The following is a 26,361-nucleotide window of genomic DNA, read 5'->3' as shown; positions in this document are numbered from 1 at the left end:
GTTTTTCAATTTTTACTTATATAATTAAATTTCTATTCTGTTTTTCCAAAAGCAGATTGGCTCCTTCAATTCCTTGCAAACCGCCGGTATGAAAGCACAAAACTCTACTGTTCTCAGGAAAATACCCTTCATCCATCAGTTCGAAAACTTTCTGCATCATCTTTCCTGTATACACCGGTTCCAAAGGGATACCGTACTTCTCTTTAAAATCATTGATAAAACGGATGTTTTCATCTTTTATTTTACCATAACCTCCAAAACATGAATCTATTAGATTAAAATTTTGTCTGGAAGTTAATTCTAAGATTTTATTCTCCAGTGAATCATCGTCAACGACCTTAAATCCTATTACTTTCTGATCTTCTTCACAAAATTTTGCGATTCCGGCAACCGTTCCTCCGGTACCGACTGCGGTGCAAAGATAATCAAAATCTTTTGTTTGGTCATTGAGCATCATTTTAACGCCGTGTACAGCCTCTTCATTGGTTCCCCCTTCCGGAACAATCAGCGCATCGGGAAATTCATTCTGAAGAAATTCGGTGAGTTTTTCTTTATGTCTGTATTCTTCTCTGGTGACAAATTTCAGATTCATTCCGTTTCTTTTGGCAAAAAGAAGAGTCGGATTTTCCCGCCATTTATGCTCCAGTTCCTGCCCTCTTATGATTCCCAGCGTTGGAATACCCGACAAATTACCGGCTGCAGAAACCGCGGCGATATGGTTTGAAAAAGCGCCTCCAAATGTAATGATATAAGGATTCTCCGGTCTTTTCTCCAGATAATTATTGATATTGAAAAACAGTTTCCAGTATTTGTTTCCTGAGATCTGGGGATGGATAAGGTCTTCTCTTTTGATGAAGAGTTTTATATTCTTATGCTGAATCGATATTTCCTGAATCGGAATGGGTTCTGCCGGGGCTTTTAACAGCATTTTTATGATTTAACTATTAGCTACAAAATTAGTAAAAGATTTAGATTGGATGGGCTATGAATTTTGATCTAATGTATTTTAAAGGGGTTTGTTTTTAACGCAAGGAGGCAAAGATTTTGATAAGGTGACGGTTTAAGATCGCTAAGGCGTTAGCACTCAGCAGCGGTTGAATGCTGATTTTGTAAGGAGATAACATAGGGATGGTCATCATTTTTTGAATGTAAAATGGAAATTTATTTTTTCAAATCGGATTACCTCTTCCCCCATAGGTGTTTACTGAAAATATCTTTCATCTTTCATCTTTCATCTTTCATCTTTCATCTTTCATCTTTCATCTTTTATCTTTTATCTTTTATCTTTTATCTTTTATCTAAAAATACTTCCTGAAGCTCCAGAATTTCCTTTTCTTCAGATAACTCAGATCCCGTTCATTGGCATACGCTTCTCTTTCAAACGAGATTCTTTGATAGGCCAGAAAACCGTCTTTCAGTTTAAAAAACCAGTAATAATATTCGATGACATAAAAAATATAAAAGAAAATAACGAGCATTTCGAGCTGTTGTCTCAAATGGATTTTTTCGTGATTGATAAGTACTTTATTTTCCTTATCTTCGGGTTTCCTAATGAAGATAAAGGGAAAGAGAGCAATGCCGTTAATTTTTAATTTCTTTAATGGCTTTTGGCATATAATTATCATACTAACAAATATAAAGTTTTTTGACTTAGAGATTTAACTTATGGCCCAATATGACATCAAAGAAGGTGAAGACTTCTACTATAATGAACAGGGGTACAAGGTTTTTACAGAAAAATTCCATCTGAAAAGGGGACATTGCTGTAAAAGTGGTTGCAGACACTGTCCTTACGGGTACGATAAAAAGACTGATACATTCATTAAAAACGATAAAAAAAATAAATAAAATGAAAAAATATATTTTTATTTTGTTAGCATCGGCTGCATTAGGCCTTACATCGTGCAGTCCTTTCCAGGTGCGTTCAGATTATGCGCAATCTGCGAATTTTACGACTTATAAAACGTATAAGATCAGAATAGACGATCTGAAACTGAATGATATTGATAAAGACAGAGTTTTAAACGAACTGTCGAGACAGCTTCAGAGCAAGGGACTTCAGTCCGGCGAAAATCCCGATCTGATTGTCAATGTAAAAGCGAATCATAAAAAGGTAACCGATATCAACAGTACGTCTCCTTACGGAATGTGGGGATGGGGCGGTCCTTTTGGATGGGGTGTAGGAATGAGCAGAACATGGACCAGCAATTATAACGAAGGTGCCCTTATCGTGGACCTCATCGATTCTAAAACCAACAAACTGGTTTGGCAGGGTATCGGAAGCGGAATTTCCGTGGATTCTCCAAAAGCTAAGCAGAGACAAATTCCTGAGATCATGGCCGAGATCATGAAAAACTATCCTCCTCAGAGAAAATAATTTTTATTTAAATCAACGATTATATAAGACACCGATACAGGAAAACCGTATCGGTGTTTTCTATTTTATCAGAACCTTCAGAACCTTACTTTCTATTTTGATTTGTCTAAGTAATAGATCAGTTGATCATTCCTGTTGGTGACAAATTCTTTTCCTTTTTTATTGATCCTGAAGACTAAAACTCCCTGATTATAAGTATCCCAGATTTTAAATTTATATGGTCTTTGTTTTGTGTATACAGTAACGAAGTATTCTTTTCTTTTGACAGGATGGTTGACCCAGGTAAATTCATCAAATTTTAATTCCTCAAAAAGCTCATGACACTTTTCACCAATAACAACCTGATTATCAATAACGACTCCTGTCACATTTGAAAATATTTCATGGTTATAAGAATTGTATTCTTTAAAATCATGCCCCACTTTTACAAAGTATCCGGTAAGCAGCACTACATAGATTGTGAATGGAATATAAAAATTTATTTTTTTCTGCTTCACCACGACAGGAAGCAATATCGTTAAAATAAAAAAAACGAAAATAATTCCTGTATAAATACTTCCCATAACTCACTTTATTCCTGGTTGTCGATTTCTATCTTATAAAAATATTGCTTTTACCAGTATGATGAGAATTATTGATTTCCCAACGCATCTTCGCCATTGTAATGGTATGCATAAAAATAGCATGCTTTACATGATAAAATTAACAGTAATGTAATTTCTTATTCATTAAAATAGAGTATTCTTACAGAAATTTTATGAGTATGAAAAAATTGATATTATGTACTGTAATCGCGGGGTTTGCCAATGCCCAGGCTCCTGCAGGCTATTACAATTCGGCCAACGGATTGAGTGGTGCTTCACTTAAAACAGCATTAAGTTCTATTATCACCAACGGACATCAGGATAAAGGATACAACGGACTCTGGACGGGCTATAAAACAACGGATATTGATAAGAATTATGAAAACGACGGGTCGATCATGGATATTTATTCAGAAAAACCTTCGGGAGCAGATCCTTATAAATATACCCCCGGTACCAACCAGTGCGGAACGTATTCTGTAGAAGGAAACTGCTACAACAGAGAGCATATTGTTCCTCAAAGTTTATTCAATGAATCTTCACCTATGGTCTCAGATATTCATTTCATCAGAGCTACAGACGGAAAAGTGAATGGAATGAGAAGTAATTATCCTTTCGGAAAGGTAGGTTCAGCAACATTTACCTCCAAAAACGGATCAAAGCTGGGAAATTCTTCTTCTTCAGGGTATGCGGGAACAGTTTTTGAGCCGATTGATGAATTTAAGGGTGATGTAGCAAGGATGATTTTTTATTTTGTTACCCGCTACCAAAGTAAACTTTCTTCTTTTTCTTCCGGTAATATGCTGGGCAGTTCCACATTTCCGGGATTACAAACATGGGAGCTGAATGTTCTTCTGGCATGGCATAATCAGGATCCTGTTTCACCGGCAGAAATCAACAGAAATAATGCTTCTTACAGTTATCAGGGAAATAGAAATCCGTTCATTGATAACCCTAACTATGTGAATCAAATCTGGGGTTCTTCCAATCCGGGAACGACTGATCCGGGAACACCGATTCCTAATCCGGGTACAGGCTGCGTGAATGAAACTTTTGAAAGTATTCCTGCTGCCAATGCTTCTTATACAACAAGGACATGGACGGGAAGCGGTATTTCATGGACGGCTACCGATGCAAGAACAGACCAGACTATCAACAATAAGGCGATTACGGTGAGAGACGGTTCTTTAACATCCGGTGCTTCAGCGAATGGAATCGGATCACTGACGGTCACTACACAGCTTAAATTTTCAGGAAGTAATGGAACTTTTGATGTAAAAGTCAACGGAACAACAGTAGGAACTATTCCTTACAGCACGACGGCTACAACGACAACGATTAATAACATCAATATTTCAGGGAATGTTACGGTAAGTCTTGTTAACAGCTCTTCAAGCAACAGAGTGGCTATCGATGATCTTCAATGGACGTGTTATTCCGCAAGTGCCAAACAGGCTCAAAAAGCAGCAGCAGATCAAAGTACTGTTCAGGAACTTCAGGTCTACCCTAACCCGATCTCCGGGCAGGAAATTTTCGTCAAAGGGGACACACAGCATATTAAAAAAGCAGAAATTTATAATCTTCAGGGAAAAACACTTGAAACGATTAACAGTCCTTTTAAAAATGGAAATTCTATTAAGATCAAAAATCTTGCGCAGGGAATTTATATTTTAAAGCTTGATCAATCTACGTTGAAGTTTATTGTGAAATAAATGATTTTTAATTATAATTTAAGCCGGTTCAAAAAATTTTGAACCGGCTTTTTATTTTTTTGACGCAAAGTTTATTTAGAGTTTGCCTTTAAGGAAGACAAAAGTCAATTTACAAATATTTCCGTATTTTTTTTAGAGGGAAAGGTGCTTAAATCCGTTCTCTATTTAAGTCTTATGTATTTATTTTCCATTCCTTCATAGAGAATGGTCAATGTATCATTTTTAATACTGTATTGACTTTCAGAGGTTTCTTTGGTGTCCCGATCTACACTGATTATCTTATTATTCTGAACGTCAAAGGTTGATTCTATGGTATTCTGCATTTTACCTTCTCCCAGGTGTTGACGAAATTGACCATCTTTGGTGAATTCCAGAACGCCTCCCCATTTCCCTATAAGCTGAGGATCTTTCTTTTTTTGCGAATGACAGTTGAATGCCAAAATGCATCCTAAAATAATTAAAATAGATTTCATCATATTTCTTATTATTATTTTAAACCTCAATAATTATCTTCAATTACAGTTCAAAGAGAGTTCTTTTCTCAGCCAATTCTTAGCTTTATGATAGTTGAATATATCAGCTATTAAAAAACCTAATGGTATTACTGAAATGGAAGCGATCAGAAGTCGATCTGTAAAACCAACGATATGGGGCTTATGATCAATTTTTATCGTTTCAACCAATAGTGCGGGCAATAGGCTCATCCCCAGTGCAACCGCGAAGCATAAAGCTATTGAAAAGTAGTTAGGCTCATAACGAATAGTTACTTTTGACCTGTTTCCTGATGGAATAAAGGATATTTGGGTGGACAGGTAAAAAAGAGACTTGGAAAACCCATTATTTTTAAAATGAAATGATACATACCTGATCCCCCCTTCTCTTCTGATATTGATGTATCGGTAGCTCATGTATGTAAAACGCTGATAAAACTCATCTTCAGAAAGATGGGTCTCACAGTTTTCTTTGTAGATTAAAAAATATTTAAACATTAATAGATTTCAAATTCTGTTTTCCCTTTTGGGATATGTAATAAATAATCTAGCTCAGCTCCGGTTAAACTACCATCTTTCTTAAATTTACAAAGTAACGCAGAAGCTCCTCTGAAGCCTTTCTCTTTTTTGATGCTTTTTAATCCTACCAGTTTTCCATCTCCGTAGAATACCAATTCGTAGTTACTCAACGGCATAAATTCTAAATTTTCGGCTTTTGCAATGGAGATCAGTTCATCCCACCCTTCCTGTACTTCTTCTTTATCAAAATACTGAGCGACTGCCTGGTCTTTTATTTTATTGTAAGAAAACTGGGCAATTTTATCCAGATCTTTTGCTTTAAACGCAGCCTCAATCATTTTATAGGCTTCAAGTACCTTGGCTTCCAATATTTTTTTGTCAAGATTTCTCAAATCCTGGCTGTCTTTCCAGCCTTCTATAGTAAAAGGTACATTGGACAGCTTAAATGTTTTTGTTTCTTCAAAACGATCTTTCCCTGCCTCTTTAAATAATTTATCCTTATCCTTTGGTGCATTGTAAACAAATAAGTTATCCTGCTGTTTTTCAGCTGAAAGCTTATCCGTATTTTCATAAGACTCCACTTTTACATCAAATTCTGTCTGAGTGTCTAATTTTCCCAAATCTTCCCGTGGATAAAGGACAACCTTTAAGGTGTTGGTATTTCCAGTAAGGTATGGATTGATCTCATTTCCTGTACTAAATGATTCATTATTAAAGCTTTTCGTCACTTTAATATCATTGATAAAAATTTCAAAATTGCACATCCCGTTCGTATGGTAAATAACATATTTGGGTTCCTTTGGATAATGCTTTATATTCTGAAGGGTTTTCTCTATTATATTTTTAGAATTAATGTCTGAATTCTGTTTCATATTTAATTGATTGTTAGAAGTTTGAGAGCAGCTTAAAGTTGTTAATAAGATGGTTAATAATAAAATATATCTTTTCATAACATTATATTTTCAGTAAATAAATTTTAAATAATCTAACTCTATCCGGAGGAAGCAGTTCATATTCTTTGGGTTTCCCTTTTTCATCATCTGTACTAACGTCAAAAATTGTGTATTTAATAATCATCAATTTCGCTTTAGCACTCAAAGTCACCTTAAGTCCTGAGAAAGAGATATAATTCTCTATGTAAAAGCCCTCTGTATCTTTTCCGTAGGATTGGTATAATCCAATTAAAGCACTGCCTTTAAACTCAAGATTCCCTTCAAATTTATGATAAATTAGACCAAAAATGAAATCTTCATAGGCCATTTTAAGTTTTACTTCCGCTGCTAACTTTACATACTGACCATAGGCGACCACTCCCTTGGCTTCATCATAAAAATTTCCGGCTTGTTTTGAAAAAGCATAAGACTTCGTGAGGAAATTATATTTTATGTTTTGCTCTATACTTATCCCTCCCACAATCGATATGGAAGCCGCAATATTATTAATTTTATCCTCGTAGGTTCCCTTTGCTTTATCCCTTATATCTTCAAAGTCTTTTTGCTTTTGTTTACCGGTAATCTTATCTTTTACAGTCTTATCGGTAATATAATCTAAAAGGTCAAATTCCTTTTTATACTCTACTGCCACCACTGGCTCTATTTTTAGGTCAGCTTCCCATACCAGGGCAATTCTTCCATCTGCCTGTTTATAATAGTAGAGACCGCTCCTGTAGGCCATAGAGGGGCCTAATATTTCAACATCCTCAGGTAAGCTGTCCATTACCTTTTTTAACTTTTTCAATCCTTTAGCCAGCTTTTTGATTTTCTTCAGCTTGCTTATTCCACTTCGTCCTCTGGTAAGAAGCAGAATAAGGATTTCTATGACAATCTGAAGGCAGACAAAACCGTACATTGCCGCACTTGTTGCATACTTGGTATATTTTGTTTGAGCAATAAAATCTACGGTAGTTCCTGTAAGACTTAAAGCGGCACCTTTCTTCTCCTGGGTACGATTGTGAATAGCATGCAGGCCTATTTCAATTTTTTGAGCTTCCGCTTTTATATAATCGAGCAGGACTCTTTTCGCCATATAATCCACCATACTCAGAGAAGTCCATTTATAGATACTGTCTATTAAGGATTCGAATTCCGGTGCAAGCCCCTTTTGGAGACTCAGACTATGATTGTGGAAAAAATAATCTTCTTCATAATCATATTTTCCGTGAGCCAGCCAGACAATGTCGGGATATGTTTTTACATGTATTGTCGGTTTATTATCTTGAGGATAATAGGTACAGCTGTTGATGTAGAAATAGTAGCTTTTGTGTATGGAGGAAAAGTAGTTGATGTATTTTCCAAAATAAAGTATATAATTTTTGATAAAATCATCTCCAATATTAGCATTTACAGGATAAGTGATTGTATTTTTCGGCTCTGTTTTGGAAATCGTTCCATCCAATACTTTTATTTCATCTTTATGCTTGCCTCGGCAACCTTTTCTTTCCTTACCTACCGCACTTACGGTCAATTTCTTGGTTTTCCCTGCAAAGGGTGCAATGGTTTCAAAAACAATAGGTGAGAAAGTATTTTCATAATAGTTAAACCGAATAGAAGCACGTCTGTTCTCCTGATGCTGTGCTTCAGTAAGATTTGCGCCTTTATGTTTTAACTGGCTTTCTCCATGCCCATGACATTCAAATTTTGAGCTCTCCAGTCCATTACTTTTGAAAAAGTTCATAATGGCTTCTGCTCTATCCTGGGACAGTTTAAGGTTGTAGTTTCCAGGCCCTCTCTCATCCGCATGTGCATCTATTATAATTCTGGAATGCTGGTTGGCTCTCAGCAATGAAATCAAAGGATTCAATACACTTTGTGCATCTCCTCTCACGCCTGTTTTACCAAAATCAAAAAATATAAAATGTTTTTCCTCCAGAGGTGTGGTAGAAATAGGTTTAACCTTTGTTTTCCCATCAACAAAAACGGAGAATTCATCAATTTCATTGATCTTAATCTGCCTAAATGTACAGGATCCCACTCTTGCAATATTGGAATTCGGCTGACCTATAATGAGAGGAGTCTGGTTGGAAGGTTTAGTTTTATTGACCGCTTTCAGCTGGTTCTTAATATTAAGATACTGGCCGTGTCTGTCACTTCCTGTTTTATCTTTGAGATAGGGACCGTTTTTTGTTTTAATTTTCACATAAAATTCTTCATTATCCTGAATCTGCTTTATGTGGGCTTTCCACTGGGAAGTATTGGGAATTTCAAGGTTGATCTGCCCGTCCTTGACTTCTACATTGTATATCGTACGCATCTTGTAGTCTCCGTTCCACATCTCATTGTGAACTTCTATCACTACAATATCTCCGTTAATACCTTCTGTTCTGGCATGAAAATGTACAACCTCTCCATAGGCTAAACCGAAGTTTTGGCTATCTTTATTTTTAATGGTTTTTCCTCCCCTGGTTCTGCTCCACGCACTGGAAACAATAAGTGGATCGCAATATCCGATTAAGTACAGCCCTGTAAAAGCGGAGTCGGGTTTTCCTGTCATACTTGCTTCGATGTAGTAAGGGTAACCACAAAGATTTTTAGGGATCTTATAAGAGAAGAGCTTATCCGTCATGCACTCAAGACGGTTAACAATATTTTTTCTATCCTTGTCTAAAACAATCCAGTAAATTTTTCCTTTCTTCTGGGCATCCGTTGTTTCATTATGCCAATCCTTGATATGAAAATGTGCTTTTTTATTGGCTGGAACGCATGCCCATCGATCCGGACTAAATTTGGAATTTGAATTATTAGCTTCATTGGCTATGGAGACAAATTTTATTTTTTTTATTCCTTTTGGCATAACTTACAATTTTGGGGATTCTCCGGCTTCTAAGCCTTCATGGGTGGGCTGCTCTTTGTACAGGTCCTCAGAACTTACCAGCGGATTGATCTGCTGCTGCACATCCTGATCAGCATTTTTAAAATTCTGTGCACTGGCTTCCGCCCTTTGCCCGTGGTCTATGATTTCAATACACGGTGTTCCGGCAATGGCACAGATGGCCTTGCTGGTTTCAAGAATGATATATCCTCCGTTATTAAGCTGAACTTTTTCATAAAAATCTTTCCACTCGGTCACCATGATTTTGCAGGGTGGTGGTGGTCCTCCCATTTTCGTACAGTTTCCGAATGTATTCTTTTCAAAGGTAGCCGCTCCAATTTCCTTTGTGGTCACAATTAATTTTTGGGAAGCATTTTTATCGTTCGCGTATTCTTTCTGGTGTGAGAGCACTTTAAGCTTGTCCGGAAGTTGTCCGAACTGGCATTTGCACATCGCTCCCTGTACTACAATATGTTTTTCTGCCATGGCTACAATTCTTTATTTGAAACAACGAGTCTGGTTAAATATTGATTCCCAAATTCCAGACGGACAAAAGAGGAATTCATTTTAAAGGTAACAACGGTTAATGCTCTGGCTGAATTTTCATCGGTGTCTACCGTTGTCTGATAAAGCTGTGCATTGTACCGTGCAAACTTCTGCTTACACTCAGAGGGTGAGCTGTCGTTGAATACTAAACCAAATGGCAATCCTGAAACGCTGTCCTCTCCGTAATACTGAATGGCATAATACTCTTCTCCTCCATTCATATTGGCATAAATCATATTAAAATCATCAAAATCCCAGTTGGAATATTTCCCGCCTTTACAGTCTTTGCATTCCAATTCACTTGAACTGGTCTGCAAAAGTTTTGTGAAAGTTCCTGAGGTAGCAGGTAATGGGATCAATTGTTTTTTACTAAATAGACTTTGTAATTTTTTAGATACGGTCTTTTTTTGAGAGGTTTTTGCTTCAAAGGCGGCAACCTGAGCCGTTGCCTGTGCTTCGGTTTCCTCGTCTGTGGACGAAGCGTCAACAGCTGTCAGATCATTTGAATATTCTGCGGGCTTGTGGTTTAATAGAAATTCTTTGATCTCTTTCTCAAGTTTCCCTGTGGATTTGGTCAGCTTTGTATCCACTTCTTTTTTAGACCAGCTGTCCGGCACTACTTTTTCAAGAAAAACGGTGACTTTCGTGCTTTTTGAAGAGACCTTTTTCATATTGACGTTCCAAACTGCCTGCTGGATAAACTGTTTAGATTTGGCTCCGGTTTTCAGGGCTAAATCCAGATAAGGATTTTTTTGGGTTCCTTCATATTTGAGATCATAGAGCTCGACAGTCGTTGAGAAGTCGGTGTCTGATGCCGCAGCGGCTTTAGCTTCATCTTTTGTAAAATCATTTTTAAAATCAAAAATGGAATTCTGTAAGGTCTGGATGTCTTTCGGTATATTAAACTCCACTTTTTGCCCGAAATACAGGCTAAAGCTTAATAGAAAGATCAGTATGGATAATTTGTGATTGGTTTTCATTTTCATTTTGTTACGTTTTTTCTATTGCTCTGTCAGAGTCGCAATGACTACTGCTATTTTCTTTTCTTTTTCAAGGTCTATACTGCATTCCAAATACAATGATTCCGACAGTAACGTTTCTCCGTTCAGATAATATGCCAATTTGAAATTTCCCTCATGGTTCATTACCGGATGTTCTTCAATAATCAGGGAAAAAGGAGCTCCATTCATAAAATCATAGACGGTTCTCTCATCGTTTAAGATTCCTTCTCCTTGGATATTAACCAGGTCATATTCATCTTTCAACGGATCAATCTCCAGTTTTACTTGATACCTGGGCTCCACAGAATTATTGACAATAGGGAAACTTTCTGCTATACTGGTTTCATAATGAGGTCCGAACTGATGATAGATCCCGAAAAACAACGTTCGGATGAAATAGTCATTTTTTAGATAAAGACTCATGGCTTCAGGTTCGTTGATGACTTTTTCTATTTTTTCACAGTAGCGGTCGACCGTTTCTCCTTCAAACTCTTGATAAACCTCCTGCTTTACTCCGGGCCATCTTTCTTTAAACACTGAAAGATTTTCTACAGCATTGAATTTTCCCTGTTCATCTGCACTGATGTGCAGGGGATACAAAACTTTTGACGTTTTAAAGGCGAGCAGATCGGCTATTTCGTTAACTTCTTCTTCATTCAGATAAAGACCGGAAGTTCTGTCTATTTCAAAAAAATGCAGTTGATTTTCTGTTTTCAGCCAGCGTACAGACATTTCATATTTCAGTTCATTTGTATGATCATTGTTTTCAATATTTACACTGACTCCGTATCTGCTGAAACAGTTTTGCGGCTGAAAAACCAGACTGTTTCCCCTACCGAATCTGACCAGCTTTTTTTTATCCGTCACGGAGGTTCTGGGAATAAACAGCTCCTTCTGACCGGTAAGATCAATCAGGATCATGTCCTTTACGTCGCACTGGTTATTATGAAATAGTTTTAAAGCATCGGTATCTAAGTGGTACAGCGATGCGATACTTTTCAGGCTTTCTCCTTTCTGAACGGTATGTATGTTAAATTTCTGCATAAAATGATCAGGCATTCCTGTTCTCTTTCGTGGTATTTTATTTCATGTTCTTTAGACAATCGCTGACAGTATTACTATTCAATTGGCAATTCTGTTCTTTTTATTTTTCTTGAAAAATGGGGACTGCCCATTCTGTTTACTGTCAGAATCTATTGATAGATCCGGAATTAATGGAGGACTCTCACTCTGTCTGATGTAGGATCCATTCCTATTCCCTCTCTTCTGGCAGACCAGTGCAGATATTCATTTCTAAGTCTTCTCAGGTCATCCTGCTCTTTCATTTCTTTCTGATAGTCTGCATATTTCTGTTCCGGTATTGATGTCCCTCCATAGGCGGTTTCCACGTCTTTATATCTTTTAAAGGTATATTGTTTCCCATCTGCCATGGCGTATGATCTCAACCTGTCTTTTACTCTTATCAGTAAAGGATCTTCTGCAATGGAATAGGTTTCATCGGTAAGCTTTTTTATGGTCAGGGGAACTGTTTTCTGAACGCCATACTCCGCCATAAAATGTAAAGGCACAAAGCTGTACCTTTTCACCAGTTTACGACTCCCTTTTAATGCCAGATAAAATCCAGGGGTAATGGTAAGCTGATCTTCTTTGTACCAGGCATCTGCTATAAGCTGGCTTCTCAAGGCTTTTAATTTCGCGCTGGTAGTCCATGATGTTTCAATTTCCTCCCAGGTCTCTGTTCCGTCTTCATAGGCTCCTCCTACGTCACAGTGGACCCCGGGGAATGTTTTTTCTATGCCTACATGCACATTGGTAAGGTCAAAATTTTCTCTATGCTCATTTTCTGCCACAAAGTGAATTACGGTCTGTGCTCTGCCGATATCATTCAGACTAAGCTCTTCCACATCATTGTGAAAGTTCGGCATGGCAGAAAAGTTTTTTGAATAAGAGGACACGGTATCGTAAATCCCAAGAAATCTCACTTTGATTACATCGACTGTAATTCCGGCTTCCTGGAGCTTCAGTCCCAGATGTCCCCATTTCGGCAGTTCGTCACCTTCCACTCCGGTACCGTCGCTGTCGTACTTTGAAGTGACAGTCATCCCTTGATGTGAAACTGTAGTGGTGGTTGCTTTGTATTTTGATTTTCCTATTTCATGAACGAAATTACGGGCTGCCGCCGCACCACGGCTGAAACCGAAAACGTCAAAAGTCAGCACGGCAATTTTATCCGCTTTTTTAGCGTTCTTGATATTTTTAACTTTTTTCACGATCTCTTCGCATCCTTTCCTCACTTTACCCCGAATTCCGGTGGCTCCTGTTCCGAAGGCATACCCCAGCATAGAATCTTTTTCTTTATCTTCAGTTCCTATCCCTTCGATGTAAATACCAAAATTTTTATCGTAATTGTCCCACAAACGCGCTACGTTGCTCCAGTCGTTATTATAACTGTTATTATCTGTGGGTGAACCTCCGTTTTTTTTGTATTCGGGAGTTTCACGTCTTCTTTCGATGGTATTGGTTTTATTATTCAAAGTTCCATCGAAAAACATCCCAAGAGTAATGTCTAAGACTTCCTCTTTGGTTATTTCCGGTGTATAATCTCCAAATTTATTATTGTGCATCGTTTTTATTTTAGTTTTAATGACAGAATAACAATAAAATAGAGTAATAAGGCTAAACTCACAGCCCATGCCACTATATTTTCAACAGCCCATTTTCTGTTTTTCCTGTACAGATAAAAAATGATTGCGGCCAAAACAGCTTCATACAAAATGATGTATCCGATACAGAATACCGGGCTGTACAGATCTCCCAAATTGTATCCCCCTCCTCCTACCGATCCTCCTGCTGTATCATATAAAAACCACGCAACAATTGCTGCTACGGGAATGAACAAAAACAATAGGTTATAGGTAAGGGTTTTATAATTCATATATCTGGATATTTTTAGTCAATTTTACGTGATAATCTGATCTTAGCTTTTGTCACAGGCAATTCTTCGTTTTCGCTCTTTAATGATAATAAGGCGTTTGTATTCTCTGCATTGACTTTGATGGTAAAATCGATGTTCTTTTCTTTCCCCAGTTTTTGAAACAATTCAAAAATTTCTTTCTCATCAAAAGAATCTATCCATACGCCATATCTGTTCTTATTTTGATCTCTCCAGTAAAAACCGCAGAATTTCGGAACAGCCCGTTTTTTATAGGTATCTGAGGTTAAACTTTCCCCGAAAAGATTTTCCTGCTCTCCGTTATAGTTCGTAAGACCGAAATCGATCCATTCGCTGCCTTCCGGAAGAATCACTGAAGGTTTCCAGCTATATCTTTCTCTGTATACATCATAGATTCCCGGATCAGGATAGCCTTCTTTCTCTATTTTAGCTCTGATTTCCGGTTTAAATGTTTCGTAAGACGGATCTTTAAGCATCCTTTCTGCAAAACCTTCTTTCAGCATATATTTTGCATTATCGTATGCTTTTTCTTTGGTAATAAGGGTATCATGAGCCTGAAAAACGCCTACTTCTTTTTGGTTGCCCGGTCCGTTGATCCATAAAACCACACGTCCTTTTGGAGCAAGTCCTACAATAAAATTGGTGTATGTCGTTTTCTTTCCATTGTCCTGATCTATAAATCCTTTTGCAAAAAGATCTTTTATTTTTTCCTGATCAAGATCCCATTTTCCGGTATAAAATTTATTTTCAACCAGAGAGTACCAGGTAAATTCCAGTTTTTTTGGAATACCCATTTGTCGGGTTTCTACACTCATGGTTCCTCCTTCATTTCCCCAGCCTGTATTCTGTGTTCCCCAGATTGCATCGAAGCCGTAGGTAAAGTCATCGGCAATAATGGCGCCTTCGTAAATTTCCATAGGATATTCCTGAGGTGCAGATAGGGTTCCTAGCCAGCTGTATTTTTCTTCCATTTTTTTATTTTGACAATTGATTAATGAGAAACTACTAACAATAAAAAGAATCAGAATTCTTAATTTATTTGTTTCCATGGGACATTATTTTCTTATTGCTTGCCAAAACAAGGTTATTTTTCTGGGCTTCCACATTAATTTTCTGTGCAATTTTCTCAACCTTTTTGCCTACACTCAAGTGATAAGAGTCGGTGACTTTTATCTGTATATTTTTCGCTGTTTTGATGATTGCCATATCAGAAAAGTTTTGATTTTTCAGCACTGTTGAATTCTACAATCTTCCCGCTCTGCATGGTCATGTTTTCCAGCTCGCTGAACATGGAGATCTCTCCGGCTATTTCATTGGAGGTTTCAGATTGTCTTTTGAATTCCTTTTCTACCATTTCTGTTCTGGTATCCGAAGATTCCCGGATATCCCCGGAAGCCGTCTGAACAATATCTTTTCCTGCTGTGGAAATAATACTGTCATTGGCAGAACTGTTGATTCCTTCTCCGGCACTGATTGAAATTTCTTTTCCTGCCGTGATGTTGATATTGTCTCCGGCATTCAGAGTGAAATTCTTGGGAGCTTTCATACTGATATTTCCGGCGCCATCCATAAAGTATATATTTCCACTTGGATCCATGATTTTCACACTTCCTTCTTCGTCATTCATCAAAATCCGGATTCCGCTTCTGGTCTGAATAGACTTCATATGGTTGTTGATTCCACCGCCCAAACCGATTCCTCCGTGAAACATTCCTCCCATGACGAAAGGTCTGTCCGGATGACTGTGAACAAAATTCACCATCACCTGGTCTCCTACTTCCGGAACGGCTACATATCCTCTGTTCTGCGTGATCTGGTCTGTCCCTCCTGCATCAGGGCTCATCATTCTGATAAAATGGGTGGTATCGCTGGTTTGCCAGTCAAACTGCACCTGGATTCTTCCCTGTCCTTCCGGATCTGTATTGGATATCACCACTGCGGTCTGAGGTTCAGCTTTTGGAATTTTGTATTCCGGTCTTGGAAGAAATCCCGTATCTGCTGCTATTCCTACAAAACTACCTTTGTAATGCCCTATCGTATCGATCTCATGTTCGGCTTCTGTAATCATTATTCTTGTGAAATAGGAAGTTTCATTGGAATCTGGCTTCCGCATCTGAACATCGGCTACACATCCGGGATGAAGGAAAGGAACCGTGGTATTTCCTGAAATAGAAAAAACATTCACAGCCTCGCTTCCTGAAGCACTTTTTTGTGAATATTCAACGTCAAGATGGGTGGATGCTTTGATAGGCGCTATCTGAAGTGCCGGTGTTTTGTAAATATTATTATTGTGATCATAGGCTGTTTTAGCAATGTCACTTACATGCTGAATAGGCGTAGATCCTGCGGTCAGTTTTTCATTCTTGTTGCTGTTGTAACCGTAGAACTGCGGTTTGGTATGTACTGCTTTCAGCTCCACTTTAATATCGTTAGCGCTGCTTCCGTAGGTAAGGGTAATCGGTTTGTTCTGAGGCGGTAATTTTCCAAAATGCAGAACTTCTCCGTCATAATAGAACTGTTCACCATAAGCTTCAGCCATTCTCGCCAAATAATTGTAGTGTGTTTCGTCGTACTGGCTGCTGTAAATAATCTGTGAAAAATTATTGGCATCAACCCGGATATCAAAACGGCCTTTATCAATTCCCTGTTTGATCACTTCTTCGGCAATGATTCCCATGTTCACCGGCTGGGCTCCTCCAAAACTCTGGATATGAGCTGCACCATCCAGCAGAATGGTAGGACTGCATCCGGTAAGGACGATATTTCCAAGACTCATTTTTTCCTGACTGAAGGCCACTCCGGTAATAATTCCTACAAAGGTTCTTTCAGGACTGTTCTCTATATCTTTATAGGCAATGACCGCTGTAAGGCGTTTCCCTAGGAATTTATTGGCATCTTCCAGCGAATGGGTCTGGCGGTCTCCCAACGTGTCGTGAGCGAGCGTAAGGGTGAATTCATGATGGCGCTGGGTGCTCTGTTTAAGTTTAAAATGCTTATAAAATTTGATAATCTTTCCTTCTATGACTAGGGAAAGCTTTACCAGACGGTTGATTCCGATATGATGATTTTCGGACACTCCGTCTGCATTCTGTGCAGGACGAAAAGTCGCTCCCTTTGATTTTTCAGGTATACTAGACATATTTTATAAAGTGATTTGTGTGTGTTTAAAAAAAAATTGTTCACATTATTCATCCAATCGGGAATTTTTGAAAATAAACAAAGATTCCTTGTTAGAAAATAGCATTCACAACAGGTAAAAAAAGACCGTCTTGAGGGACAGTCTCTTTGTATTTTGTACTACTGCGGATTTAGCTCAATGGCCAGAATCCGTCATATAGTGAATTTCCGTACGTGATGCTTTCTGCGCTTATCACAAAGCTTACCAGCATATTATTGCTGTCGATGGCATCAAAATCCATTTCATGCTGGATCACATATCCGTTTTCCCATTTCAGGGTAATCAGTGTTCCTTCTTCATGAGATTTATTAAAAGTAACTTCACCATTGGTAGGTTTATATCTGCCATTGAGTAAACTTTCCAGAATATCAGATTTTTCGGTAGCTTCGATGGTTATTTTTATCAAAGCGTTTGATGGATCAGATGCTACACGTCCTGAAACATCTGTAGATCTTGATACACTGTAATTAAGTTTTAATAGCTTTTGTCCTTCACCTCCATTGAATTTTAAGATTCCTCTTGAATTTCCTGCCATATTCTTACATTTTAATCATTAATGATTATTCTTTTCATAAATTTTGTCTAACAAAGATAGACTTCATGCTCTAATCTAAAAAGTTTTTCTGCAACAGATTCATATTTTGTAGTAATTCTACGACTTTTTTTCTCGTAATATGAATTAAAGATTAAAAAAACACTTATTCAAATCAACATCATTCTTAATGAGCATGAATGTAAAAGTGTTTATAATAATAAGATACGACCATCATGACAAGATTGACAGCAATCATGATCAATAGAATCCTGCTGTATTTTCTTTTTTTATCTGCAAAACTCAGACCTAAGGTAAAAAGAAAGATCAACACGGTATAAACAGCAGGATACAGGTTAAAAGCTTCTGAAAATTTCCCTTCAAAAACAAGCACAATGGCTCTCTGAGCTCCACATCCCAAACATTCAATTCCAAGAAATTTCTTGCTGGGACAGGTTAACATAAAATCTTCAATCTTCATGTTTGATTTTTATGATGAAATTTTCGCCCTTGTGTACTGATGAGGGAAAAAGCAGTCTTTCTTCATTTCAAATGATCCCTGAACGGCCATATACGGGTTTCTCAAAATCGCTCTTGCTACAAATATAAGGTCTGCATCTCCTTTCTGCAGAATTTCTTCAGCCTGATCTGTTGTGGTGATCAATCCTACAGCTCCTGTTTTTACGCCTGCTTCATTTCGTACCTGAGATGAAAAAGGAACCTGATAGCCATTAAATACTGATATTTTTGCTCCGTGAATATTTCCTCCACTTGAAACGTCTACCAGATCTACGGAATGTTCTTTTAAAACTTTGGCCAGTTCTACACTGTCATTGATGTCCCATCCGTTGTCAGCGTATTCTGTTCCTGAAATCCTTACAAAAAGGGCTGTATTTTCATCCAGTACTTCGTTTACCGCCTCTACAATCTCCAACAGAAATCTGATCCTGTTTTCAAAACTTCCACCATATTCATCGGTCCGGATATTGGATAGTGGGGATAAAAACTGATGAACCAAATAGCCATGGGCTCCATGAATTTCTATGATATCAAAACCTGCCTTAACGGCTCTTTTTGCAGCTTCTTTAAAATTCTGCACCTGCTCCCTGATTTCTTCCACCGTGAGAACATGCGGAATTCTTTCAGACGGATGATAGGGAATAGCACTCGGAGCCACGGTTTCCCAGCCTTCTTCAAGCGGAATCTGCAAATTATTCCAGGTGGACCCTTTTCTGCCGGCATGGGCAAGCTGGATTCCTATCTTACTTTCTGAATGGGAATGCACAAAACCGACAATTTTCGTTAACGCTTCTGCCTGCTCATCATTCCAGATTCCCATGCAGTGATTGGTAATTCTCCCTCTGGGTTCTACGCCTGTAGCTTCAACCATAATGAGACCTGTCCCACCCTGTGCACGGCTTCCGTAGTGTACAAAATGGAAATCATTTGCAATACCGTTTTCGCATGAATACATACACATGGGAGACATGACCCATCTGTTTTTTAGCTCTATATTTCTGAATTGTATTGAGGTATATATCATTTTATTTTTTTGAATTTCAATTTAATGCTGAGCAAAAAAAAACATTGTCCAGCTGATGAAAAAGAAGTAAATTTAGCCCCCCTTTTTAGCCTGACTAATATATGAAAAAAGACATACAGATCAGTTACGAGCACTTTAAAAATAGTAGTGAACTGAACGATATAGAAAAAGCTCTATTTGAGAGAGCGATACAAGCCCGTGAAAATGCTTATGCACCGTACTCTAATTTCCTGGTAGGGTGTTCCGTTTTGCTTGAAAACGGCGATATTTATTCCGGAAACAACCAGGAAAATGCGGCCTATCCGTCAGGATTGTGTGCAGAAAGAACCACTTTGTTCTGGGTAGCAGCCAACTTTCCGGATGTAAAAGTAAAGAAGATTTTTGTAGTGGGAGGTCCTAAGGAATTCCATGAGAAAAATCCTCCGATTCCCCCCTGCGGAGCTTGCCGACAGAGTTTAATAGAATATGAAACGAAGCAGAACGAGAATATAGATCTTTATTTTTCAAGCATGAATGATGAGGTGGTGAAGGTATCATCCATTAAAGATCTGCTGCCTTTTTATTTTGATTCTACATTTTTGTAGAGGAGAAAGGTGAGTTGAAAGTGGTCAATGGTGAATTCTGCTTTGCAGGTGAAGAGTGAATTTTTCTTACCAATCAGCATTGACTTTTACGTTGAGGTATTTACTTTCAAGATTTGTGTCAATGGTGAATTTGCTTTGCAGGTAAATGGTTAGGTTTAGATAAAAACATCAATACTTTTCTACCTTGTTGTGCGGAGCAAAATTGACGATTCGGGATTGATCTTTTTGTCTTTTTGTGCAATAGATTTAAAAAGTTATCTTTGCAAAAATTTTGGTTTCCAGCGTATTGGAAATAATAGGGAATTGGGTGAAATGCCCAAACTGTCCCCGCAACTGTAAATCGCTATAAAAGTTTCTGCAAAAACCACTGTTCATACGGGAAGGTGCAGAAAGCGAAAGTCAGGAGACCTGCCAAAATTGTAACTAAAAAACACATTGCTTTCGGAGGAAAAGTAACATAGTATGGATATAAAAAGATCTTTAGTACTGCTTTGTTCGTCTTATGGCAGCTTTCTTTTGGGACAGGAGAAGGCGGTAGACACCATTTATATTTTTGACAACCAGATGAATAAAGTAAAGCTTTTCCATCCGGTCCGTACCATTACTCCAAAAGATGTTGAGAAAAACTCAACGAACCTTTCTGAACTTTTACGATATCAATCTTCTATTTACATCAAAGAAAATGGCCGTGGTGCTGTTTCTTCACCTTCATTCCGTGGAACAACTGCCCAGCAGACGGCTTTTGTATGGAATGGAATCAACATTAACTCGAGTTTTCTAGGACAGGGCGATGTTAATAATATTCCATTGTTCGGATATGATCAGATTGAGGTAAAAGCGGGTGGCGGAAGTGTGGTTTACGGCAGTGGTGCTGTTGGAGGAAGCATTCATTTAAACAATATTTTAGATTTCAACAGAGGATTTAAAGCTTCTGTTTTTTCGGAAGCTGCTTCTTTTGATACGTATAATAATTTTGCACAGGCTTCTTTCAGTAATGATAAGCTAAGTGTTAAGGTTTCAGGAAGCTATGTCACAAGTCAGAATGACTATAAAGTTCCTGAGTTTGTTGTAGGAAGTACAGGATTCAACAACATTAACGGAAGGTATTACAATACTTCTGTGAACATGGGCGTTTCTTATAAAATTGCTGATCACCAGACGATTTCGTGGCAGAATCAAATCTTTGATGCCTCACAGCACTATCCTATTTTTGAGGACAACGGCAATAGAACAAAATATAAAGCGCAGACTTTAAGGAGTCTGATCGCATGGGATATTCAAAAAAATAATCTTTCGAACAGCTTAAAAGCAGCGTATACCGAAGATAACTTTCAATATTTTTCGAATCTTAATCTTCCTAAAGCCAGTGGTGCAGAGGGAAAAAATTACATATTCAAAAATGACTTCAACTATTTCATCACTCCAAAAATCAATATTAATGCGATTGGAGAATTTCAGGTGAATAAAGGAGAAGGTTATGAATCCGGGATTGGAAGTATCAGCAGAAATGTAGGTTCCCTGGCTGGTTTAATCCGGTATTTTGCTACAAAAGACCTTCGTTTTGAAGCAGGAATCAAGAAAGATTTTGTGGAAAACATTTCTTCTCCCCTACTTTATTCTTTTTCAGGAAAGTGGAATGCGCTTCGCTGGTATCATGTTGGGGCCAGCTTTTCACGAAATTTCAGGTTCCCTTCGTTTAATGACCTCTACTGGCAGCCGGGAGGAAATCTGGATTTGCTTCCAGAAACTTCCACCAATATTGACATGGACCATGAATTCAGCTTTGGAGATTTTAAAATTACCTTAAGTCCTTATTATATGGACATCAAAAATCTTATCAACTGGCTTCCTACTCCTTTAGGATACTGGGCGCCTTTTAATACCAGCAGAGTGGAATCTTACGGTTTAGAATCTCAGGCTATCTGGAATAAAAAAATGGGAAAGCATCACTTGAAACTTGATGCAGGGTATACTTATTCAAAATCAGTGAATAAAGATACTCAACTGCAGCGGATGTATGTTCCCCTCCACAAAGCGGTGGGAAATATAGAGTACGGATATTCTTTCCTGAGAATATATGCTCAAGGGCTTTTCAACGGTCTTACCTATACCACTACCGATCAGCAAAGATCTACGTCCATTGATCCTTATTTTATCTTAAATACCGGAATTTCCGGGACTATTTTCAAGAAATACACGTTAGGGTTCAAAGTGAACAATATTACCAATACGGTGTATCAGACCGTATCTCTGTATCCGATGCCGAAGAGGAACTACAGTGTATACGCAACGATTAATTTTTAAACTTAAAAATATTATGAAACTGAACAAATTTCTACATTTTCTTTTTGCTTTTACCCTTCTTTTAGGCATTGTATCGTGTAACAATGATAGCAATGATGAGCCGGAAATATTCTACGGCAATGGTTTTCTAATTGCTAATGAAGGTACCTATGGAAAACCTGAAGGTGACGTAACGTTTGTAAGTGCAGACCTGAACCTTAAACAGGACAATGTTTTCTCCCTTAATAACGGAGGAGCGAAATTAGGGGATGTTTTGCAAATGATTGCTTTCAATGGTGACAACGCGTATCTGCTGTTGAATAACTCGAATAAGATCCAGGTGGCCAATCGTTATAATTTTAAAGCCGGTGGCCAAATCACAGCTGAACTTAACAATCCACGTTATATGGCTTTTGCCAACAACAATATTTATGTAACGAATGATAAATATGGAGGTGATAAGTTTGTGAGTATTTATAAGGTCTCTGACGGTTCTTTCATCAAAAAAATCTCTTTTACAGATGCTGCTGAGAGAATTGTGGAAGCTGGAAACAATATCTTTGTACAGAATGCATCATTCGGTTTTGGAAATAAGATTTCTTATATCAATACTTCTACAAATGAGGTTCAGTCCACCATTACTTTACCCAACGTCAATATCAACAAGATTATTTCAAACAACCAAAATGTGTATGCTATTGCTACAGGAACTGCCGATTCTTATATCTATCAGATCTCAAGCACAGGAAGCGTTACAAAAACAACGACTTTAACAGGTATTGCCAATGCTACCAATCTTGAAATTTCGAATGGTAAATTCTACTTCACCTCAGGGAAAAATGTATACACCATGGATATGAGTGCTACCACAGCTCCTACTTCGCCTTTATTTACAGTAGCGAACAGTGTTGATGCGTATTCTGCTCTATATGGATTCAGTGTGATCAACGACAAAATTTTCACTTCTGATTCTAATGGATTTACCCAGGCTAGCAAAATTGTAGTGTACAATACTTCAGGAGCTATCATCAGAGCATTTACTACAGGGATAGGCTCTAATTCAGTGTATCCAAACTAAGACCTTACTACTTTGGTAGTATTTATAAATTTTATTTTTTTTCATCATTTGTGTTTTTTTTCAGGCCGCTTCTTCGAAGCGGCCTGATTTTGTTTTCACGGATAAAAAAAGCTTCGGCGGGATTTATCCCGCCGAAGCTTTTTTTATTAAGTTTTAATTTAATTATACTTTAATCCTAATTTTTCAGCTTCAGCGATCACAAACTTTTCAGCTTCTTCCTTATCATTCAGGATCTCACCTTCCAGAATAGCTTCTTTCACTTTCTCCTTAAGAATTCCAATTTCTTTTCCCGGCTTAAGGTTAAACATCTTCATAATTTCTTCTCCTGTAATGGGCGGCTGGAAGTTTCTTACCTGATCTTTCTCCTCCACCTCTCTGATCTTCACCGCTACATATTCGAAATTCTTTTTGAATCGATCCTGTTTTTTAGAGTTTTTGGTCGTAATATCTGCTTTACAAAGAGTAAAAAGATCCTCCAGGTTTTCTCCGGCATCAAATAAAAGCCGTCTCAATGCAGAATCTGAGGCATCATCGGTGATAAGAGCAATCGGTCGTGATGAAAGTTTCACCATTTTCTGAACATATTTCATATCACTTCCCAACGGCTGCTTCAGTCTGTGGAAAAGAGTCTTTACCATTTTTGAACCTAAAAACTCATGTCCATGGAAAGTCCATCCCGTACCTTCCACAAATTTTTTGGTTGGAGCTTTACCTACATCATGCAATAATGCTGACCAGCGCAACCAAAGATTATCGGTATTTAAAGAAATATTGTCTACTACCTCCAAAGTGTGGTAAAAATTATCTTTGTGAGTCTGCCCTTCTACTTCTTCTACTCCTTTGAGTTCTATAAGCTCAGGAATAATCAGTTTTAAAAGACCTGTTTCTTCCATCAATCCAAGCCCTACGGAAGGTTTTTGGGACATCATAATCTTGTTGAATTCTACCATAATCCTTTCCATAGAAACAATCTTGATTCTTTCCGCTTCCTGCTTTATGGCGTTTAAAGATTTCTCTTCAATCACAAAATTCAATGTAGAAGCAAAACGAACCGCTCTCATCATCCTCAACGGATCATCAGAATACGTCTGTGCAGGTTCTAAAGGTGTTCTTAAAATTCCTTTTTCAAGATCTTCAACTCCATTAAAGGGATCGATCAATTCTCCGAAATTAGCCTTATTTAAAGAAATTGCCATCGCGTTGATGGTGAAATCTCTTCTTTTCTGGTCGTCTTCCAACGTTCCACCTTCTACCTCCGGTTTTCTGCTGTTCTCGGTATAGCTTTCTTTTCTGGCGCCAACAAACTCCAGCTCAAGATCCTTATATTTGATCATCGCCGTTCCGTACGTTTTAAAGACCGAAACTTTCAATTTAGGGTCCAGATCTTTCGCTACCGTTTCAGCAAGCTCAATGCCACTTTGCTCAGTCACAAAATCAATATCGGTAGATGCTGTTCTCTTCATCAGAAGGTCACGGACGTATCCACCGACAATATAGACGGACTGATTATTTTTTTCCGCAGCATCCGCAATGATCTTGAATAGTTTTAAATTTTTATTTTGGGTAAGATTAATTTTCATCGTTAATAAATAGATCGTCTTTTTCTAGCAATGTCTTTTTCCATTAATCATAATGGGCATACATTTTATTAATTTTTCCTTCATCATCAAAAAACATGACTTCTACAGCATATTTATTCATAATAGATTTATAATACAAAGCCACTGAATGTACTCCTGCTGTTGATTGGATAAGTTCAAAATTCAAATCAGGGAATTTTTCCAATGCTTTTTTCCAATATTGCCGTACAACTTCTTTTCCCTTCAAAGTATTTTCTTTCCCACCTGTAGCCAAAGTAATCATGGGTGTAGTCACCTCGATATCACTAGCGTAATGAGACATTATTTCATCAAGGTCATGAGAATTCCAGGCATTAATCCACTCTTCAGCAAACTTTTCGTGGTTCATAATATGTCTTTTATGAATTGAATGATGCAAAGATAGAAATTTAAAAAAAGAAATCCTGCCAATATATGTTGACAAGATTTTAAAATGAAAGAATTATCTAGGATTTTATTCACGAAGAACCTTAATCCTATTATCATTCCATATTTTTATCACTGAAGAACCGGAATATTTTGAAACTTTCTCCCTGTCTTCTTCTACCGCAAAATCTACCAGTTTAACGATTTCCGGAGAAATATCCGAAAACTTCAGAGGACTTTTATCACCACTGAAATTAGCAGAGGTAGAAACTAGGGGTCTGTTCAATTTTGTAATCAGTTTTCTGCAGAAATCTGTTTTTATCATTCTGATACCAATGCTTCCATCTTCAGCAAGCAGCTCCTTGGGAAGTCCACGCGGATTTTCATAAACAATTGTTACAGGTTTTTCGCTAAGATCCATAATTTCCCATGCCATTTCCGGAACGTCCACCAGATCCTGAAGTCTCTTTTCAGATTCCACAAGAATGATCATAGATTTATTCTTTTCCCTTTTTTTGATGTCAAAGATCTTATTGACCGCTTCTATGTTGGTAGCATCACATCCTATTCCCCAGATGGTATCTGTAGGATAAAGAATGGTTCCGCCGGATTTGAGTATTTCAATAATATTTTCCATAATTCAACAGGGCATAAAACCCGTGTATAAAGGTAAAAAAACAGGAAGCTTCAGCCAAAAAATAGTGAACGAAATGTTATGTTTTGGTGAATATTTTATACTATATAAAAATGATCAGTCACCTTTTTCACTCATGAATCAGTTAATAGACATGAAACAAAAAATTCCCACACATGTCTGTATGAGATCGTAGATAGATAGATAGATAGATAGATAGATGATGGACAGGTAACTAATGCTTATTGCTTATTGCTTATTGCTTATTGCTTATTGCTTATTGCTTATTGCTTATTGCTTATCAAAGATAAAAGATAAATGATAATTGATGATTGATAAATGAAGAATGATTTGTGGCTGTGTGCACGTCCCTCTTGTCTCTTGTCTCTTAATCTGCTATCTGCTATCTGCTATCTGCTATCTGCAATCTGCTATCTGCCATCTCCTTGGAAGTATATCACAAAAAAAAAGTCTCATACAAAACTGTATGAGACTTTTAAATAAAAACTGGCGGCGGCCTACTCTCCCGCTTTCGCAGTACCATCGGCGCTGGT

27 protein-coding genes and 1 riboswitch are annotated in these 26,361 nt (G+C 37.7%); of the genes, 6 read left to right on the top strand and 21 right to left on the bottom strand.

Annotated elements, in window-relative coordinates; all coding sequences use genetic code 11:
- Positions 1 to 16: 16 nt before the first annotated feature.
- Entirely contained in the window at positions 17 to 928 is a 912-nt protein-coding gene (locus tag BW964_RS21030; RefSeq protein WP_076510370.1) for a 1-aminocyclopropane-1-carboxylate deaminase/D-cysteine desulfhydrase, read from the bottom strand.
- A gap of 370 nt (positions 929 to 1,298) precedes the next feature.
- Positions 1,299 to 1,625 carry a hypothetical protein gene (locus BW964_RS21025; RefSeq protein WP_076510368.1) on the bottom strand — a complete coding sequence of 109 codons (327 nt, stop codon included), beginning with the start codon at positions 1,623 to 1,625 and terminating at the stop codon, positions 1,299 to 1,301.
- 40 nt (positions 1,626 to 1,665) lie between these two features.
- Between BW964_RS21025 and BW964_RS21020 the strand changes: the two genes are divergently transcribed.
- The gene (locus BW964_RS21020; protein ID WP_076510366.1) at positions 1,666 to 1,848 is read left to right on the top strand and encodes a DUF5522 domain-containing protein; all 183 of its coding nucleotides are present in this window, start codon (positions 1,666 to 1,668) and stop codon (positions 1,846 to 1,848) included.
- A gap of 1 nt (position 1,849) precedes the next feature.
- A complete protein-coding gene (locus BW964_RS21015) occupies positions 1,850 to 2,377 on the top strand; it encodes a DUF4136 domain-containing protein (RefSeq protein ID WP_076510364.1) in 528 nt (175 codons plus the stop codon).
- A gap of 92 nt (positions 2,378 to 2,469) precedes the next feature.
- On the opposite strand, the gene BW964_RS21010 is transcribed toward BW964_RS21015, so the two are convergent.
- Positions 2,470 to 2,940, bottom strand: coding sequence for a hypothetical protein (locus BW964_RS21010; protein ID WP_076510362.1), 471 nt, complete (start codon positions 2,938 to 2,940; stop codon positions 2,470 to 2,472).
- A gap of 200 nt (positions 2,941 to 3,140) precedes the next feature.
- Here BW964_RS21010 and BW964_RS21005 point away from each other — a divergent pair, with 200 nt between their 5' ends.
- Positions 3,141 to 4,673, top strand: coding sequence for an endonuclease (locus tag BW964_RS21005; RefSeq protein ID WP_104669479.1), 1,533 nt, complete (start codon positions 3,141 to 3,143; stop codon positions 4,671 to 4,673).
- A 161-nt stretch (positions 4,674 to 4,834) separates the two neighbouring features.
- Here the strand turns inward: BW964_RS21005 and BW964_RS21000 are convergent, their stop codons facing one another.
- The 15 genes from BW964_RS21000 to namA all read right to left on the bottom strand — a co-directional run bounded on the left by BW964_RS21000 (position 4,835) and on the right by namA (position 19,243).
- Positions 4,835 to 5,149 carry a hypothetical protein gene (locus BW964_RS21000; RefSeq protein WP_076510358.1) on the bottom strand — a complete coding sequence of 105 codons (315 nt, stop codon included), beginning with the start codon at positions 5,147 to 5,149 and terminating at the stop codon, positions 4,835 to 4,837.
- A 36-nt stretch (positions 5,150 to 5,185) separates the two neighbouring features.
- On the bottom strand, positions 5,186 to 5,662 hold the full coding sequence (locus BW964_RS20995) for a hypothetical protein (RefSeq protein ID WP_076510356.1): 477 nt from the start codon (positions 5,660 to 5,662) through the stop codon (positions 5,186 to 5,188).
- Entirely contained in the window at positions 5,662 to 6,555 is an 894-nt protein-coding gene (locus tag BW964_RS20990) for a hypothetical protein (protein WP_076510354.1), read from the bottom strand. Before BW964_RS20990 ends, BW964_RS20995 begins: the two co-directional genes overlap by 1 nt.
- Before the next feature lie 82 nt (positions 6,556 to 6,637).
- A complete protein-coding gene (locus BW964_RS20985; RefSeq protein WP_076510352.1) occupies positions 6,638 to 9,472 on the bottom strand; it encodes an OmpA family protein in 2,835 nt (944 codons plus the stop codon).
- 3 nt (positions 9,473 to 9,475) lie between these two features.
- Positions 9,476 to 9,976, bottom strand: coding sequence for a DUF4280 domain-containing protein (locus tag BW964_RS20980; protein WP_076510350.1), 501 nt, complete (start codon positions 9,974 to 9,976; stop codon positions 9,476 to 9,478).
- 2 nt (positions 9,977 to 9,978) lie between these two features.
- Positions 9,979 to 11,016 (bottom strand): hypothetical protein, encoded by a 1,038-nt coding sequence (locus BW964_RS20975; protein ID WP_123912011.1) that lies wholly within the window; start codon positions 11,014 to 11,016, stop codon positions 9,979 to 9,981.
- A gap of 21 nt (positions 11,017 to 11,037) precedes the next feature.
- Positions 11,038 to 12,096 (bottom strand): LysM peptidoglycan-binding domain-containing protein, encoded by a 1,059-nt coding sequence (locus tag BW964_RS20970; RefSeq protein ID WP_139325913.1) that lies wholly within the window; start codon positions 12,094 to 12,096, stop codon positions 11,038 to 11,040.
- A gap of 152 nt (positions 12,097 to 12,248) precedes the next feature.
- Positions 12,249 to 13,661 (bottom strand): T6SS phospholipase effector Tle1-like catalytic domain-containing protein, encoded by a 1,413-nt coding sequence (locus BW964_RS20965; RefSeq protein ID WP_076510344.1) that lies wholly within the window; start codon positions 13,659 to 13,661, stop codon positions 12,249 to 12,251.
- A gap of 5 nt (positions 13,662 to 13,666) precedes the next feature.
- On the bottom strand, positions 13,667 to 13,972 hold the full coding sequence (locus BW964_RS20960; protein WP_076510342.1) for a hypothetical protein: 306 nt from the start codon (positions 13,970 to 13,972) through the stop codon (positions 13,667 to 13,669).
- 14 nt (positions 13,973 to 13,986) lie between these two features.
- Positions 13,987 to 14,961, bottom strand: a complete 975-nt coding sequence (locus BW964_RS20955; RefSeq protein ID WP_228432130.1) for a DUF2931 family protein — start codon at positions 14,959 to 14,961, stop codon at positions 13,987 to 13,989.
- 64 nt (positions 14,962 to 15,025) lie between these two features.
- Positions 15,026 to 15,196 (bottom strand): hypothetical protein, encoded by a 171-nt coding sequence (locus tag BW964_RS22630; RefSeq protein ID WP_155859170.1) that lies wholly within the window; start codon positions 15,194 to 15,196, stop codon positions 15,026 to 15,028.
- A gap of 1 nt (position 15,197) precedes the next feature.
- Entirely contained in the window at positions 15,198 to 17,129 is a 1,932-nt protein-coding gene (locus tag BW964_RS20950) for a type VI secretion system Vgr family protein (protein ID WP_076510338.1), read from the bottom strand.
- A 169-nt stretch (positions 17,130 to 17,298) separates the two neighbouring features.
- Positions 17,299 to 17,703 carry a type VI secretion system tube protein TssD gene (gene tssD / locus BW964_RS20945; protein WP_076510336.1) on the bottom strand — a complete coding sequence of 135 codons (405 nt, stop codon included), beginning with the start codon at positions 17,701 to 17,703 and terminating at the stop codon, positions 17,299 to 17,301.
- 184 nt (positions 17,704 to 17,887) lie between these two features.
- The gene (locus tag BW964_RS20940) at positions 17,888 to 18,181 is read right to left on the bottom strand and encodes a DUF2752 domain-containing protein (protein WP_076510334.1); all 294 of its coding nucleotides are present in this window, start codon (positions 18,179 to 18,181) and stop codon (positions 17,888 to 17,890) included.
- Between the two features lie 9 nt (positions 18,182 to 18,190).
- Positions 18,191 to 19,243: an NADPH dehydrogenase NamA gene (namA, locus tag BW964_RS20935; protein ID WP_076510332.1), complete on the bottom strand. Its 1,053-nt coding sequence runs from the start codon at positions 19,241 to 19,243 to the stop codon at positions 18,191 to 18,193.
- 101 nt (positions 19,244 to 19,344) lie between these two features.
- Here namA and BW964_RS20930 point away from each other — a divergent pair, with 101 nt between their 5' ends.
- From BW964_RS20930 to BW964_RS20920, 3 genes are all read left to right on the top strand, one after another.
- A complete protein-coding gene (locus BW964_RS20930; RefSeq protein ID WP_076510330.1) occupies positions 19,345 to 19,827 on the top strand; it encodes a cytidine deaminase in 483 nt (160 codons plus the stop codon).
- A 255-nt stretch (positions 19,828 to 20,082) separates the two neighbouring features.
- A riboswitch (cobalamin riboswitch) is annotated at positions 20,083 to 20,257 on the top strand.
- A gap of 32 nt (positions 20,258 to 20,289) precedes the next feature.
- The gene (locus BW964_RS20925) at positions 20,290 to 22,131 is read left to right on the top strand and encodes a TonB-dependent receptor plug domain-containing protein (RefSeq protein ID WP_076510328.1); all 1,842 of its coding nucleotides are present in this window, start codon (positions 20,290 to 20,292) and stop codon (positions 22,129 to 22,131) included.
- A gap of 13 nt (positions 22,132 to 22,144) precedes the next feature.
- Complete coding sequence (locus tag BW964_RS20920) at positions 22,145 to 23,188, top strand: YncE family protein (RefSeq protein WP_076510326.1); 1,044 nt, start codon at positions 22,145 to 22,147, stop codon at positions 23,186 to 23,188.
- Positions 23,189 to 23,346: 158 nt separating this feature from the next.
- Here the strand turns inward: BW964_RS20920 and BW964_RS20915 are convergent, their stop codons facing one another.
- The 3 genes from BW964_RS20915 to BW964_RS20905 all read right to left on the bottom strand — a co-directional run bounded on the left by BW964_RS20915 (position 23,347) and on the right by BW964_RS20905 (position 25,810).
- Positions 23,347 to 24,768, bottom strand: a complete 1,422-nt coding sequence (locus BW964_RS20915) for a CCA tRNA nucleotidyltransferase (RefSeq protein ID WP_076510324.1) — start codon at positions 24,766 to 24,768, stop codon at positions 23,347 to 23,349.
- A 43-nt stretch (positions 24,769 to 24,811) separates the two neighbouring features.
- The gene (locus BW964_RS20910; RefSeq protein ID WP_076510322.1) at positions 24,812 to 25,156 is read right to left on the bottom strand and encodes a nuclear transport factor 2 family protein; all 345 of its coding nucleotides are present in this window, start codon (positions 25,154 to 25,156) and stop codon (positions 24,812 to 24,814) included.
- A gap of 105 nt (positions 25,157 to 25,261) precedes the next feature.
- Positions 25,262 to 25,810, bottom strand: a complete 549-nt coding sequence (locus BW964_RS20905) for an L-threonylcarbamoyladenylate synthase (protein WP_076510320.1) — start codon at positions 25,808 to 25,810, stop codon at positions 25,262 to 25,264.
- Between the last annotated feature and the right edge of the window lie 551 nt (positions 25,811 to 26,361).

Source organism: Chryseobacterium shigense (assembly GCF_900156575.1).
In the GTDB taxonomy this organism is placed as follows: domain Bacteria; phylum Bacteroidota; class Bacteroidia; order Flavobacteriales; family Weeksellaceae; genus Chryseobacterium; species Chryseobacterium shigense.
Note: the sequence above shows the minus strand (reverse complement) of the source record. Positions and strands in the feature narration are given on the sequence as shown.

Bases quoted from the DNA above. Each gene is read 5' to 3' on its own strand.
- BW964_RS20955 (WP_228432130.1), bottom strand. From the start codon at position 14,961: ATGGAAGAAAAATACAGCTGGCTAGGAACCCTATCTGCACCTCAGGAA.
- BW964_RS21020 (WP_076510366.1), top strand. From the start codon at position 1,666: ATGGCCCAATATGACATCAAAGAAGGTGAAGACTTCTACTATAATGAA.
- BW964_RS21025 (WP_076510368.1), bottom strand. From the start codon at position 1,625: ATGATAATTATATGCCAAAAGCCATTAAAGAAATTAAAAATTAACGGC.
- BW964_RS21005 (WP_104669479.1), top strand. From the start codon at position 3,141: ATGAAAAAATTGATATTATGTACTGTAATCGCGGGGTTTGCCAATGCC.
- BW964_RS20975 (WP_123912011.1), bottom strand. From the start codon at position 11,016: ATGAAAACCAATCACAAATTATCCATACTGATCTTTCTATTAAGCTTT.
- BW964_RS20915 (WP_076510324.1), bottom strand. From the start codon at position 24,768: ATGAAAATTAATCTTACCCAAAATAAAAATTTAAAACTATTCAAGATC.
- BW964_RS21015 (WP_076510364.1), top strand. From the start codon at position 1,850: ATGAAAAAATATATTTTTATTTTGTTAGCATCGGCTGCATTAGGCCTT.
- tssD (WP_076510336.1), bottom strand. From the start codon at position 17,703: ATGGCAGGAAATTCAAGAGGAATCTTAAAATTCAATGGAGGTGAAGGA.
- BW964_RS20930 (WP_076510330.1), top strand. From the start codon at position 19,345: ATGAAAAAAGACATACAGATCAGTTACGAGCACTTTAAAAATAGTAGT.
- BW964_RS20960 (WP_076510342.1), bottom strand. From the start codon at position 13,972: ATGAATTATAAAACCCTTACCTATAACCTATTGTTTTTGTTCATTCCC.
- BW964_RS20990 (WP_076510354.1), bottom strand. From the start codon at position 6,555: ATGAAACAGAATTCAGACATTAATTCTAAAAATATAATAGAGAAAACC.
- BW964_RS20970 (WP_139325913.1), bottom strand. From the start codon at position 12,096: ATGCCTGATCATTTTATGCAGAAATTTAACATACATACCGTTCAGAAA.
- BW964_RS20965 (WP_076510344.1), bottom strand. From the start codon at position 13,661: ATGCACAATAATAAATTTGGAGATTATACACCGGAAATAACCAAAGAG.
- BW964_RS20950 (WP_076510338.1), bottom strand. From the start codon at position 17,129: ATGTCTAGTATACCTGAAAAATCAAAGGGAGCGACTTTTCGTCCTGCA.
- BW964_RS20910 (WP_076510322.1), bottom strand. From the start codon at position 25,156: ATGAACCACGAAAAGTTTGCTGAAGAGTGGATTAATGCCTGGAATTCT.
- BW964_RS20980 (WP_076510350.1), bottom strand. From the start codon at position 9,976: ATGGCAGAAAAACATATTGTAGTACAGGGAGCGATGTGCAAATGCCAG.
- BW964_RS20985 (WP_076510352.1), bottom strand. From the start codon at position 9,472: ATGCCAAAAGGAATAAAAAAAATAAAATTTGTCTCCATAGCCAATGAA.
- BW964_RS20995 (WP_076510356.1), bottom strand. From the start codon at position 5,662: ATGTTTAAATATTTTTTAATCTACAAAGAAAACTGTGAGACCCATCTT.
- BW964_RS22630 (WP_155859170.1), bottom strand. From the start codon at position 15,196: ATGGCAATCATCAAAACAGCGAAAAATATACAGATAAAAGTCACCGAC.
- BW964_RS20940 (WP_076510334.1), bottom strand. From the start codon at position 18,181: ATGAAGATTGAAGATTTTATGTTAACCTGTCCCAGCAAGAAATTTCTT.
- namA (WP_076510332.1), bottom strand. From the start codon at position 19,243: ATGATATATACCTCAATACAATTCAGAAATATAGAGCTAAAAAACAGA.
- BW964_RS20920 (WP_076510326.1), top strand. From the start codon at position 22,145: ATGAAACTGAACAAATTTCTACATTTTCTTTTTGCTTTTACCCTTCTT.
- BW964_RS20905 (WP_076510320.1), bottom strand. From the start codon at position 25,810: ATGGAAAATATTATTGAAATACTCAAATCCGGCGGAACCATTCTTTAT.
- BW964_RS21010 (WP_076510362.1), bottom strand. From the start codon at position 2,940: ATGGGAAGTATTTATACAGGAATTATTTTCGTTTTTTTTATTTTAACG.
- BW964_RS20925 (WP_076510328.1), top strand. From the start codon at position 20,290: ATGGATATAAAAAGATCTTTAGTACTGCTTTGTTCGTCTTATGGCAGC.
- BW964_RS21030 (WP_076510370.1), bottom strand. From the start codon at position 928: ATGCTGTTAAAAGCCCCGGCAGAACCCATTCCGATTCAGGAAATATCG.
- BW964_RS21000 (WP_076510358.1), bottom strand. From the start codon at position 5,149: ATGATGAAATCTATTTTAATTATTTTAGGATGCATTTTGGCATTCAAC.